The organism is Lactococcus sp. LG1074 (genome assembly GCF_017309525.1).
In the GTDB taxonomy this organism is placed as follows: Bacteria; Bacillota; Bacilli; order Lactobacillales; family Streptococcaceae; genus Lactococcus; species Lactococcus petauri.
Genome location: NZ_CP071293.1, coordinates 1,855,014 through 1,870,091, shown reverse-complemented (window position 1 = coordinate 1,870,091; position 15,078 = coordinate 1,855,014). Strand labels below are relative to the sequence as shown.

Genomic DNA, 15,078 nt, shown 5'->3' with positions numbered 1-15,078 from the left:
GTCTTTTTATATTGGAGGAAATCATGGAAGTAAAAGAAATGCGCCGTTTGGCGCTTATTGATTTGAAAAATAAGAAGTTTGTCCCAGATAGTATGTGGGAAGGTGAGCGGAATTGGGTAGGTATTTATGCCCGACCAGTTGGAACACCTAAGTATGGGGTTGATCCCGATAATGAAGAAGAAGCACAAGCTATGGACGGTAAAGATTATTCGGAATGGTTTGAATGGTATCCAGAAGATTTATTGGAGTTGCAAAAGCAATACCCACAATAGAATTAGGGAGCGTTTTATGGATTTAACACGGCTTCGTAATCAAGTAAAGAATGCAGAAAGTCAGTGGAACATGAAGTATATTGCCTTTGATAAACGGTTAAGAGAAATTGAACAGGAATTATCTCTACCTCCTTATGCTAGACTATCTGATGTCATTCAATGGTGCGAGAAATTGGTTACTTATGAACGAAAAATTGAACTTATGCGCCAGTCAACTATGACGTTATCAAAGGAAGCATGGGGGAAATTAGAAAAAAATATAGTTGATTATCAAAGTAAAGATGATAGAGCAATTAGTATTATGTCTGAGTTTGTGAGCTTCTTAGTGAGCTTAGATAAAAGATATAGTCAACGTTTGGAAGTCTTTTTGAATTTCTTAGATAACTGTGTTCGATACGTGAGAGGTTATACGGAAGATTTAGAGAAAAATGGTCTTTCGATAAATTCTACATTGCAGAAAGCTAGGCAATTAGGGTCTATGCATTGGATTAATGGAAAATCTTATCAACTGAAATTGGAGGTTTAAAGATAGGGATTATGAAACAACTTACAGAAGAAAATAAAAATGTACTCAATAATATTGCTTATTCTATTACTCGCTTGAGCGGACAATTTGAAGATTCATATGAATTTTTGACACGAGGTAAAGGGGCATTTAATAAATTAGTTCGTCAAGCAGAAGAAATTCTTGGCGAGGAGATTGTTTGGGACTTTACTGGTCATGGTTTTTGTGAAGAGAGCTTAGATAATGCGTCTTCTGCAATTTGGAAAGTTGTTGACCGATAAAATTGGAGGGGAAATGATTGTTTACTGATTAAGAGGAAATAGATTTGTGAGCTTGTACTGTTCAGATTTACCTGAGAGGTCTATTTATCCTGAGTATGATTATGTGTCTTTTTCATTAGATAAAAATTTTAATTATACAGGAGGGGCGATAGCCTACTGTAAAAATGAGATAATAGAGAAATTTATTATCAAAAGAGATAAGGAGGGGGAAATTGTAAGACAAGAATTATAGTAGTTAAAATAAAATCGGTGAATATTAAGGGTGGGAGAAATCTCGCCCTTGTTTTTTTGTATATAGGGGGAGATTTATGATTGTAGACTTAAAAACAAAATATCAACTGGCTTCAATTTTTCAGTGGTCGGTAAAAACTGTAGAAAAACATTTAACAGAAATGGAAAGAAATGAATTTTCAAAGTATATCTTAGAACCTTCACAGGGCTTAAGACGGGTAAGTTTGTCGGGGTACTATAAGTACATGGAATATAAGCAAGAACAGCGTAGGAAAATGTTATAATACAAAGTGCACACATTTTCTTGCTTGGAGAACAAGGAGAAAAATGTTTTATAAAAAATTAGATAATGGGAAATATCGTTATTTTGAGAAATATTTTGATGATAATCAAGGAAAGTGGCGACAAGTAACTGTTACCATGAATTCGAAAAGTCGAGTATCGCAGTCAGAAGCTAAAAACAGACTTTCGAAGAAGATTGAGAAGAGGACAAAAGAAAGTACAGCTAACAAAAGTGAAATTTTACCCACAGTTCAAGAAGTATTTGATGAATGGCGAATTATACGGGATCAAGAATTAAAAGCATCTTCTCAATTTGTAGAAATAAGTGCTTTTAATATTTTTTTAAAGGAATTTGGTAATTTAAAAATAAGAGAAGTAACTACTGCTAAAGTGCAGAAGTTCTTCATGGGATTACGTTTAGCGCCTGCAACTCTTAGTTTAAGGAAAACTTACTACAGATTGCTTTTTTCTTATGCAAAGAGAATAGGTTATGTTAAAAATAATCCAATAGAAAATATAGTTTTGCCTAAAGTCAAGTTGACTCACGAACAAATTCAACGGAAAAAAGAGAAATTCTTAGACAAGAGAGATATGAGAAAACTTCTTGATTATTTGTATCAAGATAAGTGGCATTTCAGAAAAGCGTTGATGTTTGAGTTCTTGTTTTTGACAGGATTGAGGATAGGTGAACTTTTGGCGATAAAATGGGAAGATGTTGACCTTGATAATCAGAAGTTACATATTAGGCATACGTTAAATATTCATGGTGTTCCTGCTCGAAAAAGAGAGTTGTTATCTCCGAAAACTAGCCATTCTTACAGAAGTTTAATGCTGGATAATAGGTCTATGGAAATATTAGATTTTTTTGCTAGTGAGCATAAAGATGAAAATTTTGTATTTGTTGGAACTAAGAAGCAAACTTACGGACCTGATACTTTATCTAGAGTTTTTAAAAAAGCATGTACAGAGATTTTAGGAGAAGGACAGTATAATTTACATATGCTTAGACATTCGCATATTTCTTTATTAGTTGAAATGAATATTCCTATTAAAGCGATAATGGAACGTGTGGGGCACTCTGATGAAAAGATGATATTACAAATTTATAGTCATGTGACAGAAAATATTCAAAGTAGTTTATTAACGAAATTGAATGACTTAACTTTTTAAAAACTAACCAAGAAACTAACCAAAAATTAAAGGAGATGAGAGGAACACGTAGGAAGTTATCAATTTTCGAAACTCAAAAATAATGTCCTGATGTAGAAGCAGAGGAGGTTAGAGGTAAATAGGGGAGAATAATAACTTGAAATGTGTTAAAATAGGCCTATGAATGAAACTGAAAATATTATGGAAGAATTGCATTGCATTGGCTGCGGTGCATTGATTCAAACAAAAGATAAAAATGCCTTGGGTTTCCTGCCTGCAGGAGCGCTAGCGAAAAGAGGAGAAGATGACGCACTGTACTGTCAACGTTGCTTCCGCCTTCGTCACTATAATGAAATCGCTGATGTCAGCTTGACAGACGATGATTTTTTGCGCCTTTTGAGCGAAATCGGTGAGCATGATGCGTTAATCGTGAATGTTGTTGACATCTTTGATTTTAATGGCTCCTTAATCCCAAGCTTGCATCGTTTTACGGGCAATAATCACCTTCTCTTAGTAGCCAATAAGAAAGACATTCTGCCGCACTCATTAAAAGTTGGTAAAATGAGCGCTTGGCTCAAGGAGCAAGCAAAGAAAGCTGGTCTCCGTCCTCTTGATGTTCTTGTAACTTCAGCTAAAAATCAAGATGATGTTCGAGAACTCATGGAAAAAATTGAGAAAATGCGTAAAGGTCGTGATGTTTACGTAGTTGGTGTAACGAATGTGGGTAAATCTACATTAATTAATGCCATTATCAAACTTGTCACAGGGGATGACAATGTGATTACCACTAGCCGTTTTCCAGGGACGACTTTAGATAAGATTGAGATTCCTCTTGATGATGATAGCTTGCTTATTGATACACCGGGGATTATTCATCGTGGACAAATGGCGCACTATCTTGAAGCAAAAGACCTGAAACTCGTTTCACCTAAAAAAGAAATCAAGCCTAAAACTTATCAACTTAATGCAGGGCAAACTCTATTTTTAGGGGGGCTTGCACGTTTTGACTATATACAAGGTGAAAAACAAGGGCTTACTGTTTTTTGTGACAATGAGTTAGATATTCATCGTACAAAATTAGAAGGAGCTACTGAATTTTATGAAAAACATGCGGGTGGTTTACTTCAACCGCCACGTGCGAAAAATCTTTCGGACTTCCCAAAACTCATCCGTAAAGAATTTTCTGTCAAAGAAAAATCAGATATTGTCTTCTCTGGTCTAGGATGGATTCGGGTTGCGGAACGTGGCGTTGTGGCAGCATGGGTACCAGAAGGTGTAGACGTAGTTCTGCGTAAGGCATTGGTATAAGTATGATAAATCTAGAAGAAAAACAAGAACGTGTCTTACTCGTTGGCGTAGAGACCTTTGAAAATAGCGAAAATTTTGAAAGCTCGATGCTTGAACTTGCTGAACTCACAAAAACAGCAGGGGGGCTTGTGATTGATGCCTTTACACAAAAGCGGGACAAATACGATACTAAATTTCTGATTGGAAGCGGCAAGCTTGAACAAATGAGGTGGGCAATTGAAGTCGGAGAAATAGACACGGTTATTTTCAATGACCGTCTGACACCTCGCCAAAACATTAATCTGGAAGAAGCTTTAGGAATCAAAGTTATTGATCGGATGCAATTGATATTGGATATTTTTGCATTGCGGGCGCGGTCTCATGAAGGGATGCTTCAAGTCGAACAAGCTCAGCTTAGCTATTTGTTACCACGCTTGGTCGGCCAAGGTATCATGCTCAGTCGTCAAGGAGGAGGTATCGGCTCCAAAGGTCCTGGTGAAAGTAAACTTGAAACAGACCGTCGTTATATTCGGACACGTATTGAAAATATAGATAAACAGCTCCAAAAAGTTGAAAAAACCCGTGAAACGATTCGGAAAAAGCGTAAAGAAAGCTCTATCTTTAAAATCGGATTGATTGGCTATACGAATGCCGGGAAGTCAAGCATAATGAATGCTTTGACTGAAAAAACGCAATATGAAAAAGATGAACTTTTTGCTACACTAGATGCAACAACCAATCTGGTAAAAATAAAAGAGGATTTTACAGTCAGTCTTACAGATACAGTTGGTTTTATTCAAGATTTGCCGACGGAGCTGATTAAGGCATTCAAGTCGACTTTAGAAGAGTCGACTCATGTGGATTTACTCATCCATGTCATTGACGCGAGTAATCCCCATCATGAAGTCCATGAAAAAACAGTCCAAAAATTGATGGAAGAAATGGATATTCAAGGTATTCCTGTGTTAAATGTCTATAATAAGATGGATATTGCTAAGGATTTTGCACCTACTTTGACACCAGCAGTACAGCTTTCGATTAAGTCAGACGAAGGTGTCCAGTGGTTGCGTACGGCAATTTTAGAAAAATTGCATGAGCTCTTTGTTGCTTTTGAGTTAGATTTGCCTTATGCAATGGCTTATAAACTACCTGAACTGAAAAAAATAGCCATGGTCAACGAAGTTGTTGAAGGTGAAACAGCTTATAAAGTTAAAGGGATCATTGCTCCCAGCATGACCTGGAAGCTGGATAATTATTAGAAAAGAGAATTAAAATGGAATTAACTGGAAAACAAAAGCGTTACCTGCGAAGCCTCGCAGTAAATATTCGCCCCATAGTTCAAATCGGAAAATCTGGACTGTCGAACGAAATTCTTACAAGTATTCGCCACGCTGCAGATGCGCGTGAATTAATTAAAGTTAACATCTTACAAAACTCTGATGAAACTGCCAAAGATGTTGCAGCGATGATTGATGAAATGGGGCTCAACGTTGTCCAAATTATCGGACGTAATGTAGTAGTCTTTAAGGTTAGTGATCGTAAAGAAAATCGTAAAATTTCAGAAGATGTAAAAAAGGTATAAGTTATGTCGCTTGAACTTCTAACACCTTTTACTAAGGTGGATCTACAAGAGGAAAATGCTCGTGTTCGCCGTGCCATCGGTCTTTTTTGGGGAAGTTTCAATCCTGTACACATCGCACATTTAACAATCGCTGATCAAGTGCGTCAGCAGCTGAATTTAGAACAAGTTGTGTTTCTTCCGGAACATAATACCGATGGGCATGTTACCCGCATGTTAGAGCTAGCACTGGAAGGGAAAGAAGGTCTTGTATTGAACAAATGCCGCTGCCAAGCAGATGAAGGCATATATGAAACAGTAAAGGCCCTCAAGGAAGAACATCCCAATACAGATTTTTACTTTATCATTGGGGGAGATTTAATCAATAGTTTACCAAGTTGGAAAAATATTGAGCAACTTTTAGAATTAGTACAGCTGGTTGGCGTACGTCGACCACGCTTCCGCGCGGGGACAAGTTATCCTATTTTGTGGGTGGATGTACCGGGAATGGATATCTCTGGTAATATGATACGTGAACAATTTAGCCGAGGGCTTGTTCCAAATTTCTTGTTAGCACCCGAAGTACTTGCTTATATTAAGAAAGAGGGACTTTATGTTTGATTTTTATCCAGAAGTAAACTTGTCAAGAGAAGAACTACTTGCGAAGATAAAAGCTCAAATGTCTGAAAAACGTTTCCAACATATCCTAGGAGTAGAGAAAGCAGCAGTTGCACTTGCTGAAAAATATGATGTAAATGTGCATAAAGCAAGTCTTGCTGCTCTGTTGCATGATTACGCAAAAGAAACAGCAGATGACATCTTTTTAGAACTGATTGAAAAGTATAACTTGAATCCTGATTTGAAAAATTGGGGCAATAACATATGGCATGGTACAGTGGGCATCTATAAAATGCAAGAAGATTTAGGTTTGAAAGATACCGAAATTCGACATGCAATCGAGGTGCACACTGTAGGGGATGCAGCGATGTCTGACTTAGCAAAAGTACTTTATGTGGCGGACTATATTGAAGAGGGACGTGATTTCCCGGGTGTTATTGAAGCGCGAGCTATCGCGGATTACTCTCTGAATATGGCAGTTGCCTTTGAGACAATGCGACTTATTGATTATCTGGCTGAACTTCGTGTAAAAATTTACCCCCAAAGTATCGAAACATATAACGCATTTATCAAATATCTTAAAAAATAATAATAAAAATAGAAAATAGGAATAAAATGAATTCAAAACAATTACTCGAAACAGTTGTAAAAGCAGCCGATGATAAAAAAGCTTTAGATATTGTAGCACTTGATGTCGCTGCTGTGTCAGGCGTTGCAGATTATTTCGTTGTCCTTGAAGCAATGAATACGCGCCAGATTGATGCGATTGTCGATAATGTTGCTGAAGAAGCGGATAAACTTGGTGTGCAAGTAGCAGGACATATCGAAGGGGATGCCCGTACAGGATGGGTTTTAGTTGACTTAGGTGACGTGATTGTCAATGTTTTTGACCATGATTCACGCTTGCGTTTTAACTTAGAGAAACTATGGTCAGATGCACCACTTGTTGATATTAATGAATGGATTTCTGAATAAATGACGGCTTCTTATGAGGAATTTGCCCGGGTCTATGATTCCGTAATGGATGAGGAGCTCTATGACTTGTGGTTTGAGTTTAGTCAAAGACATTTTCCAGCAAAAACGCAAAATATCATGGAATTGGCATGTGGTACAGGGATTCTCTCGATAAGATTTAGTCAAGCAGGCTATGAAGTAACCGGTGTTGATTTGTCAGAGGAAATGCTGACCATTGCAGATAAACGTGCACGTCAGATGGGGGCAAAAATTACTTTTGCTGCCGGAGATATGCGTGAATTATCAGGAGAAACCACATTTGATGTTGTGACTTGCTATTCGGATTCGCTTTGTTACATGTCGAATGCTTCTGAAGTTCAACGCGTTTTTGATGGTGTTTATAATTCTTTAAATGCGGAAGGTGTGTTTATCTTTGATGTCCATTCGACATATCAAGTGGATTCGGTCTTTCCAGGTTACTCTTATCACGAAAACGATGAAGATTTTGCTTTTCTCTGGGATTCTTTTGTAGGGGATTACCCTCATTCAGTCGTCCATGAATTGACTTTCTTTGTTAAAGATTCCGATGGAAAATTTGTGCGTAAAGATGAAGTACATCAAGAGAGAACGTACCCAATAAAGGAATATTTGACAAGACTTCAAAAATTTTCTAAAGTAGAAGTATATGCTGATTTTGAAGATGAAAAACCTGAAGAAGAAAGCTTACGTTGGTTCTTTGTATGCAAAAAATAATAGGAATTGTTGCTGAGTTCAACCCTTTTCACAATGGACATAAATATTTATTAGATCAGGCAGGCGATGGTATAAAAATCGTTGCCATGTCTGGTAATTTTATGCAAAGGGGTGAACCGGCTCTTTTTGATAAATGGACAAGAGCTGAAATGGCTCTAAAAAATGGTGCAGATATCGTGGTTGAGCTTCCTGTCATGGGAGCTGTCCAAGCTGCTGATTTTTTTGCACAGGCAGCAGTGGATATTCTTGATAAAATGGGGATTGGTGAACTTGTTTTTGGTTCGGAGTCTACCCTTGATTATCAAAAAATCGTGAATCTTTATGAAGAGAAGTCAACCGAAATGGAGAACTTCATTAAAGATTTACCTGATACATTGAGTTATCCCGAAAAAACTCAGATGATGTGGCAGAAATTCTCAGGCTTACATTTTGATGGAAATACACCCAACCATGTCCTGGCTCTTGCTTATGCCAAAGCCAGTGCGGGCAAAGATATAAGACTACAAGCCATTCAGCGTAGTAACGATTTTCATTCTCGTAGTTTATCTGGTGAAATTGCTTCAGCAACAGCTATTAGAACAAATATCGACCAACAAGATATTTTGAATTTTGTGCCGGAAAATTTAAAACAACTCTATCAGCACCCCAGAGTTTCTTGGGATAATTATTTCACTTTGCTTAAGTATAAGATAATCTCCCATGATTTGAGCCTTATTTTTCAAATGAATACAGAGTTGGAAAGTCGGATAAAAACAGCCATCAAGCAAGTGAATACTGTCGATGAATTGATAGAGGCAGTGCATACAAAACGATATACTAGAGCACGTGTAAGACGGCTTTTGACCTATGTTTTATTGGATATTCCACGTGATTTTCAGTTGCCTCAAAACATTCATGTTTTAGGTTTTACAAAGCAAGGACAACAACATCTGGCTAAAGTGAAGGATAAGCTTGTGACTCGCATTGGAAAAGAATCATGGGACTTACTTACGCAAAAATCAGATGATATTTATCAATTAGGAAATCGTAATTTTAAAGAACAGAACCATGGGCGCAAACCATTGATTTTGTGATATAATATTTAAGAATAAATTGAAAATAGGAGGTGTCCCATGGGACGCAAATGGGCCAATATTGCCGCAAAAAAATCAGCTAAAGACGGAGCAACATCAAAAGTTTATGCAAAATTTGGTGTTGAAATATATGTAGCCGCAAAGCAAGGGGAGCCAGATCCAGAGTCAAATACAGCGCTCAAGTTTGTTATTGAACGTGCGAAACAAGCACAAGTTCCAAAGCATGTTATTGATAAAGCGATTGACAAAGCTAAAGGTGGAGCAGAAGAAGCTTTCGTTTCTGGACGATATGAAGGATTCGGACCGAATGGATCAATGATTATCTGTGAAACGTTAACTTCAAATGTAAACCGTACAATTTCTAATATCCGCACAATTTTCCATAAAAATGGTGGGAATATTGGTGCGGAAGGTTCTGTAGGCTACATGTTCGATAATACAGGTGTGATCGTCTTTGCTGGTGATGATGCTGACGAGATTTTTGAATATTTGATTGAACAAGAAATTGACGTCCGTGATGTTTCTGCGGAAGAAGGACAAATTATTGTTTATACAGAACCTACAGATTTACACAAAGCAATTGCTGCTCTCAAAGAAAAAGGTATTACTGAATTTACAACAACTGAACTTGAGATGATTGCACAGAGCGAAGTTGAACTTTCTGGTGAAGATTTAGAAACCTTCGAAGGTTTGGTAGATGCTTTAGAAGACGACGACGATGTTCAAAAAGTTTATCATAATGTGGATATGTAAATAAAAAGATGGCCAAGTGGCCATTTTTTATTTACATAACGATGTTCTTATCTTAATTAACAGGAAATCACAAAAAAAATAAATGGCGTAAAGCCCAGTAAATGGGGGATAAACCGAACAAAGGTAAAATTTTTTAAAAAAATCACAGTTTATTCTTGACAGAACAAAGTGAGTTTGATAGAATATAATAGTTGTCGCGAGAGAGCGTATCTCTTACGAGAGCGATAGACCTTTGAAAACTGAATAAAGTAGAATGACTATATGCGAGAAGTTAACTTCTTGTATACCAACTGTCAATTCAATAATGAAAGACAAAACAACAGCCAGTTCATTTGATGAACTAAATTTAAATGAGAGTTTGATCCTGGCTCAGGACGAACGCTGGCGGCGTGCCTAATACATGCAAGTCGAGCGATGATTAAAGATAGCTTGCTATTTTTATGAAGAGCGGCGAACGGGTGAGTAACGCGTGGGAAATCTGCCGAGTAGCGGGGGACAACGTTTGGAAACGAACGCTAATACCGCATAACAATGAGAATCGCATGATTCTTATTTGAAAGAAGCAATTGCTTCACTACTTGATGATCCCGCGTTGTATTAGCTAGTTGGTAGTGTAAAGGACTACCAAGGCGATGATACATAGCCGACCTGAGAGGGTGATCGGCCACACTGGGACTGAGACACGGCCCAGACTCCTACGGGAGGCAGCAGTAGGGAATCTTCGGCAATGGGGGCAACCCTGACCGAGCAACGCCGCGTGAGTGAAGAAGGTTTTCGGATCGTAAAACTCTGTTGTTAGAGAAGAACGTTAAGTAGAGTGGAAAATTACTTAAGTGACGGTATCTAACCAGAAAGGGACGGCTAACTACGTGCCAGCAGCCGCGGTAATACGTAGGTCCCAAGCGTTGTCCGGATTTATTGGGCGTAAAGCGAGCGCAGGTGGTTTCTTAAGTCTGATGTAAAAGGCAGTGGCTCAACCATTGTGTGCATTGGAAACTGGGAGACTTGAGTGCAGGAGAGGAGAGTGGAATTCCATGTGTAGCGGTGAAATGCGTAGATATATGGAGGAACACCGGAGGCGAAAGCGGCTCTCTGGCCTGTAACTGACACTGAGGCTCGAAAGCGTGGGGAGCAAACAGGATTAGATACCCTGGTAGTCCACGCCGTAAACGATGAGTGCTAGCTGTAGGGAGCTATAAGTTCTCTGTAGCGCAGCTAACGCATTAAGCACTCCGCCTGGGGAGTACGACCGCAAGGTTGAAACTCAAAGGAATTGACGGGGGCCCGCACAAGCGGTGGAGCATGTGGTTTAATTCGAAGCAACGCGAAGAACCTTACCAGGTCTTGACATACTCGTGCTATCCTTAGAGATAAGGAGTTCCTTCGGGACACGGGATACAGGTGGTGCATGGTTGTCGTCAGCTCGTGTCGTGAGATGTTGGGTTAAGTCCCGCAACGAGCGCAACCCTTATTACTAGTTGCCATCATTAAGTTGGGCACTCTAGTGAGACTGCCGGTGATAAACCGGAGGAAGGTGGGGATGACGTCAAATCATCATGCCCCTTATGACCTGGGCTACACACGTGCTACAATGGATGGTACAACGAGTCGCCAACCCGCGAGGGTGCGCTAATCTCTTAAAACCATTCTCAGTTCGGATTGCAGGCTGCAACTCGCCTGCATGAAGTCGGAATCGCTAGTAATCGCGGATCAGCACGCCGCGGTGAATACGTTCCCGGGCCTTGTACACACCGCCCGTCACACCACGGAAGTTGGGAGTACCCAAAGTAGGTTGCCTAACCGCAAGGAGGGCGCTTCCTAAGGTAAGACCGATGACTGGGGTGAAGTCGTAACAAGGTAGCCGTATCGGAAGGTGCGGCTGGATCACCTCCTTTCTAAGGAATATAAAAAAAGATGTTGTTCTACTTTATTCAGTTTTGAGGGGTCTATAAAGACCAAACAAGCAGTCTTTTGATGCAAGATAGAGAAGATTGCGTTGAGAGAAGGGGCCTTAGCTCAGCTGGGAGAGCGCCTGCTTTGCACGCAGGAGGTCAGCGGTTCGATCCCGCTAGGCTCCATAAGATACGACAGTATCTTGTCAACGAAGACGTTAAAATAGGAATTGATCATTGAAAACTAAATAACAATATCTTATAACGATAAATAAACCGAGAAATGGTAAAACATTTCTGTAAAGCTGCGAATTATTTTAAATAGTTCGAAAAAACTTATACTTGTTTTAATGGCAAAGTTAATAAGGGCGCACGGTGGATGCCTTGGCATTAAGAGCCGAAGAAGGACGTGACTAACGACGATATTCTAGGGGGAGCAGTAAGTACGCATTGATCCCTAGGTCTCCGAATGGGGAAACCCACTATGTTATGCATAGTATCCGTAAGTGAATACATAGCTTACGAGAAGGTAACGCAGAGAACTGAAACATCTAAGTACCTGCAGGAAGAGAAAGTAAAAACGATTTCCTAAGTAGCGGCGAGCGAACGGGAAACAGGCCAAACCAAGAAGCTTGCTTCTTGGGGTTGTAGGACTGCAACGTGGACTTAAAGTCTATAGAAGAATTACCTGGGAAGGTAAGCCAAAGAGAGTAATAGCCTCGTATTTGAAATAGACTTTATACCTAGCAGTATCCTGAGTAGGGCTGGACACGCGAAATCCAGTTTGAATCCGGGAGGACCATCTCCCAAGCCTAAATACTCCTTAATGACCGATAGTGAACCAGTACCGTGAGGGAAAGGTGAAAAGAACCCCGGGAGGGGAGTGAAATAGCACCTGAAACCGTGTGCCTACAAGAAGTTCGAGCCCGTCAATGGGTGAGAGCGTGCCTTTTGTAGAATGAACCGGCGAGTTACGTTATGATGCGAGGTTAAGCTGAAGAGGCGGAGCCGTAGCGAAAGCGAGTCTGAATAGGGCGCTTTAGTATCATGATGTAGACCCGAAACCTAGTGACCTATCCATGAGCAGGTTGAAGGTGCGGTAAGACGCACTGGAGGACCGAACCAGGACACGTTGAAAAGTGTTTGGATGACTTGTGGATAGCGGAGAAATTCCAAACGAACTGGGAGATAGCTGGTTCTCTCCGAAATAGCTTTAGGGCTAGCGTCGCAATTTAAGTGTATTGGAGGTAGAGCACTGTTTGGATGAGGGGCCCATCTCGGGTTACCAATTTCAGATAAACTCCGAATGCTAATACACATGTGCGGCAGTCAGACTGCGAGTGCTAAGATCCGTAGTCGAAAGGGAAACAGCCCAGACCACCAGCTAAGGTCCCAAAATATATGTTAAGTGGAAAAGGATGTGGGGTTGCACAGACAACTAGGATGTTAGCTCAGAAGCAGCTATCATTCAAAGAGTGCGTAATAGCTCACTAGTCGAGTGACCCTGCGCCGAAAATGTACCGGGGCTAAACATATTACCGAAGCTGTGGATTTAATATTAATTAAATGGTAGGAGAGCGTTGTAATCAGCGATGAAGGTATACCGTGAGGGGTGCTGGAGCGATTACAAGTGAGAATGCCGGTATGAGTAGCGCAAGATAAGTGAGAATCTTATCCACCGTAAGACTAAGGTTTCCAGGGGAAGGCTCGTCCGCCCTGGGTTAGTCGGGACCTAAGGCGAGGCCGAAAGGCGTAGTCGATGGACAACAGGTTGATATTCCTGTACTAGTATTGTTAGTGATGGAGGGACGCAGTAGGCTAAAGGGAGCCAGTTAATGGATTCTGGTCTAAGCAGTGAGGTGTGGAATGTGTCAAATGCATTTTCCTTTAACATTGAGCTGTGATGGGGAAGCAACTACGGTTGCGAAGCCCTTGATGTCACACTGCCAAGAAAATCTTCTAGCGTTTAATTCAATACTACCCGTACCGCAAACCGACACAGGTAGTCGAGGCGAGTAGCCTCAGGTGATCGAGAGAACTCTCGTTAAGGAACTCGGCAAAATGACCCCGTAACTTCGGGAGAAGGGGTGCTGTAGAAATACAGCCGCAGTGAAAAGATCCAAGCAACTGTTTATCAAAAACACAGCTCTCTGCTAAACCGCAAGGTGATGTATAGGGGGTGACGCCTGCCCGGTGCTGGAAGGTTAAGAGGAGGGGTTAGCTTAGGCGAAGCTCTGAATTGAAGCCCCAGTAAACGGCGGCCGTAACTATAACGGTCCTAAGGTAGCGAAATTCCTTGTCGGGTAAGTTCCGACCCGCACGAAAGGCGTAATGATTTGGATACTGTCTCAACGAGAGACTCGGTGAAATTTTAGTACCTGTGAAGATGCAGGTTACCCGCGACAGGACGGAAAGACCCCATGGAGCTTTACTGCAGATTGATATTGAGTACCTGTGAAGCATGTACAGGATAGGTAGGAGACTTTGACCTTGGGACGCTAGTTTCAAGTGAGTCGCTGTTGGGATACTACCCTTGCTTCATGGTTGCTCTAACCCACACGCATAATCGGCGTGGGAGACAGTGTCTGTCGGGCAGTTTGACTGGGGCGGTCGCCTCCTAAAGAGTAACGGAGGCGCCCAAAGGTTCCCTCAACATGGTTGGAAATCATGTGTAGAGTGTAAAGGTATAAGGGAGCTTGACTGCGAGAGCTACAACTCGAGCAGGTAGGAAACTAGGGCTTAGTGATCCGGTGGTACCGCATGGAAGGGCCATCGCTCAACGGATAAAAGCTACCCTGGGGATAACAGGCTTATCTCCCCCAAGAGTTCACATCGACGGGGAGGTTTGGCACCTCGATGTCGGCTCGTCGCATCCTGGGGCTGTAGTCGGTCCCAAGGGTTGGGCTGTTCGCCCATTAAAGCGGCACGCGAGCTGGGTTCAGAACGTCGTGAGACAGTTCGGTCCCTATCCGTCGCGGGCGTAGGAAATTTGAGAGGATCTGCCCTTAGTACGAGAGGACCGGGGTGGACTTACCGCTGGTGTACCAGTTGTTCCGCCAGGAGCACCGCTGGGTAGCTATGTAGGGAAGGGATAAGCGCTGAAAGCATCTAAGTGCGAAGCCCACCTCAAGATGAGATTTCCCATTCTTTATGAATTAAGAGCCCTGAGAGATGATCAGGTTGATAGGCTGGAAGTGGAAGTCCTGCGAGGGATGGAGCGGACCAGTACTAATAGCTCGAGGACTTTACCAAGTAATAGAACATATGAGTTCAGCTTTACTTATTTATCAAGAGATTGTTATTTAGTTTTGAGTGTTCAATACATTCAGACCATGATTTGGTATTCATTGCATAGGAGATACACCTGTTCCCATGTCGAACACAGAAGTTAAGTCCTATTACGCCGGAAGTAGTTGGGGGTTGCCCCCTGCGAGATAGGGTAAATGCCAAGTGAAGTAAAGAAGCTAAGG

At 41.1% G+C, this 15,078-nt stretch carries 14 protein-coding genes, 1 tRNA gene and 3 rRNA genes; all 18 read left to right on the top strand.

Annotated elements, in window-relative coordinates; genetic code table 11:
* The first annotated feature begins 23 nt into the window (after positions 1–23).
* The 18 genes from J0J36_RS09335 (at position 24) to rrf (ending at position 15,060) form a co-directional block, all read left to right on the top strand.
* Positions 24–272: a hypothetical protein gene (locus J0J36_RS09335; RefSeq protein ID WP_206886712.1), complete on the top strand. Its 249-nt coding sequence runs from the start codon at positions 24–26 to the stop codon at positions 270–272.
* A 16-nt stretch (positions 273–288) separates the two neighbouring features.
* Positions 289–798, top strand: coding sequence for a hypothetical protein (locus J0J36_RS09330; RefSeq protein ID WP_206886711.1), 510 nt, complete (start codon positions 289–291; stop codon positions 796–798).
* Positions 799–809: 11 nt separating this feature from the next.
* Positions 810–1,058 carry a hypothetical protein gene (locus J0J36_RS09325; RefSeq protein WP_206886710.1) on the top strand — a complete coding sequence of 83 codons (249 nt, stop codon included), beginning with the start codon at positions 810–812 and terminating at the stop codon, positions 1,056–1,058.
* 308 nt (positions 1,059–1,366) lie between these two features.
* Complete coding sequence (locus J0J36_RS09320; RefSeq protein ID WP_017371010.1) at positions 1,367–1,573, top strand: hypothetical protein; 207 nt, start codon at positions 1,367–1,369, stop codon at positions 1,571–1,573.
* Between the two features lie 43 nt (positions 1,574–1,616).
* Entirely contained in the window at positions 1,617–2,741 is a 1,125-nt protein-coding gene (locus tag J0J36_RS09315; protein ID WP_206886709.1) for a site-specific integrase, read from the top strand.
* A gap of 180 nt (positions 2,742–2,921) precedes the next feature.
* Positions 2,922–4,028: a ribosome biogenesis GTPase YqeH gene (gene yqeH, locus J0J36_RS09310; protein ID WP_029346086.1), complete on the top strand. Its 1,107-nt coding sequence runs from the start codon at positions 2,922–2,924 to the stop codon at positions 4,026–4,028.
* Between the two features lie 2 nt (positions 4,029–4,030).
* Positions 4,031–5,266 carry a GTPase HflX gene (gene hflX / locus J0J36_RS09305; RefSeq protein ID WP_153925458.1) on the top strand — a complete coding sequence of 412 codons (1,236 nt, stop codon included), beginning with the start codon at positions 4,031–4,033 and terminating at the stop codon, positions 5,264–5,266.
* Positions 5,267–5,280: 14 nt separating this feature from the next.
* A complete protein-coding gene (yhbY, locus tag J0J36_RS09300) occupies positions 5,281–5,589 on the top strand; it encodes a ribosome assembly RNA-binding protein YhbY (protein WP_017369498.1) in 309 nt (102 codons plus the stop codon).
* Positions 5,590–5,592: 3 nt separating this feature from the next.
* On the top strand, positions 5,593–6,186 hold the full coding sequence (locus J0J36_RS09295) for a nicotinate-nicotinamide nucleotide adenylyltransferase (RefSeq protein WP_153925455.1): 594 nt from the start codon (positions 5,593–5,595) through the stop codon (positions 6,184–6,186).
* Positions 6,179–6,772, top strand: a complete 594-nt coding sequence (yqeK, locus tag J0J36_RS09290; protein ID WP_019291523.1) for a bis(5'-nucleosyl)-tetraphosphatase (symmetrical) YqeK — start codon at positions 6,179–6,181, stop codon at positions 6,770–6,772. Before J0J36_RS09295 ends, yqeK begins: the two co-directional genes overlap by 8 nt.
* A gap of 26 nt (positions 6,773–6,798) precedes the next feature.
* Positions 6,799–7,158 carry a ribosome silencing factor gene (gene rsfS / locus J0J36_RS09285; RefSeq protein WP_019291522.1) on the top strand — a complete coding sequence of 120 codons (360 nt, stop codon included), beginning with the start codon at positions 6,799–6,801 and terminating at the stop codon, positions 7,156–7,158.
* A complete protein-coding gene (locus J0J36_RS09280) occupies positions 7,159–7,890 on the top strand; it encodes a class I SAM-dependent methyltransferase (RefSeq protein ID WP_019291521.1) in 732 nt (243 codons plus the stop codon). It begins immediately after the preceding gene.
* Positions 7,878–8,963, top strand: a complete 1,086-nt coding sequence (locus tag J0J36_RS09275) for a nucleotidyltransferase (protein ID WP_153925453.1) — start codon at positions 7,878–7,880, stop codon at positions 8,961–8,963. The genes J0J36_RS09280 and J0J36_RS09275 overlap by 13 nt, the downstream gene beginning before the upstream one ends.
* Positions 8,964–9,002: 39 nt before the next feature.
* Positions 9,003–9,716: a YebC/PmpR family DNA-binding transcriptional regulator gene (locus tag J0J36_RS09270; RefSeq protein ID WP_017369493.1), complete on the top strand. Its 714-nt coding sequence runs from the start codon at positions 9,003–9,005 to the stop codon at positions 9,714–9,716.
* A 346-nt stretch (positions 9,717–10,062) separates the two neighbouring features.
* Positions 10,063–11,611 (top strand): 16S ribosomal RNA (locus tag J0J36_RS09265).
* A 110-nt stretch (positions 11,612–11,721) separates the two neighbouring features.
* A tRNA-Ala gene (locus J0J36_RS09260) sits at positions 11,722–11,794 on the top strand.
* A gap of 166 nt (positions 11,795–11,960) precedes the next feature.
* Positions 11,961–14,860: ribosomal RNA gene (locus J0J36_RS09255) — 23S ribosomal RNA — on the top strand.
* 84 nt (positions 14,861–14,944) lie between these two features.
* A 5S ribosomal RNA gene (rrf, locus tag J0J36_RS09250) occupies positions 14,945–15,060 on the top strand.
* The 16S, 23S and 5S rRNA genes sit together here with 1 tRNA gene alongside, the layout of an rRNA operon.
* The last annotated feature ends 18 nt before the right edge of the window (positions 15,061–15,078 follow it).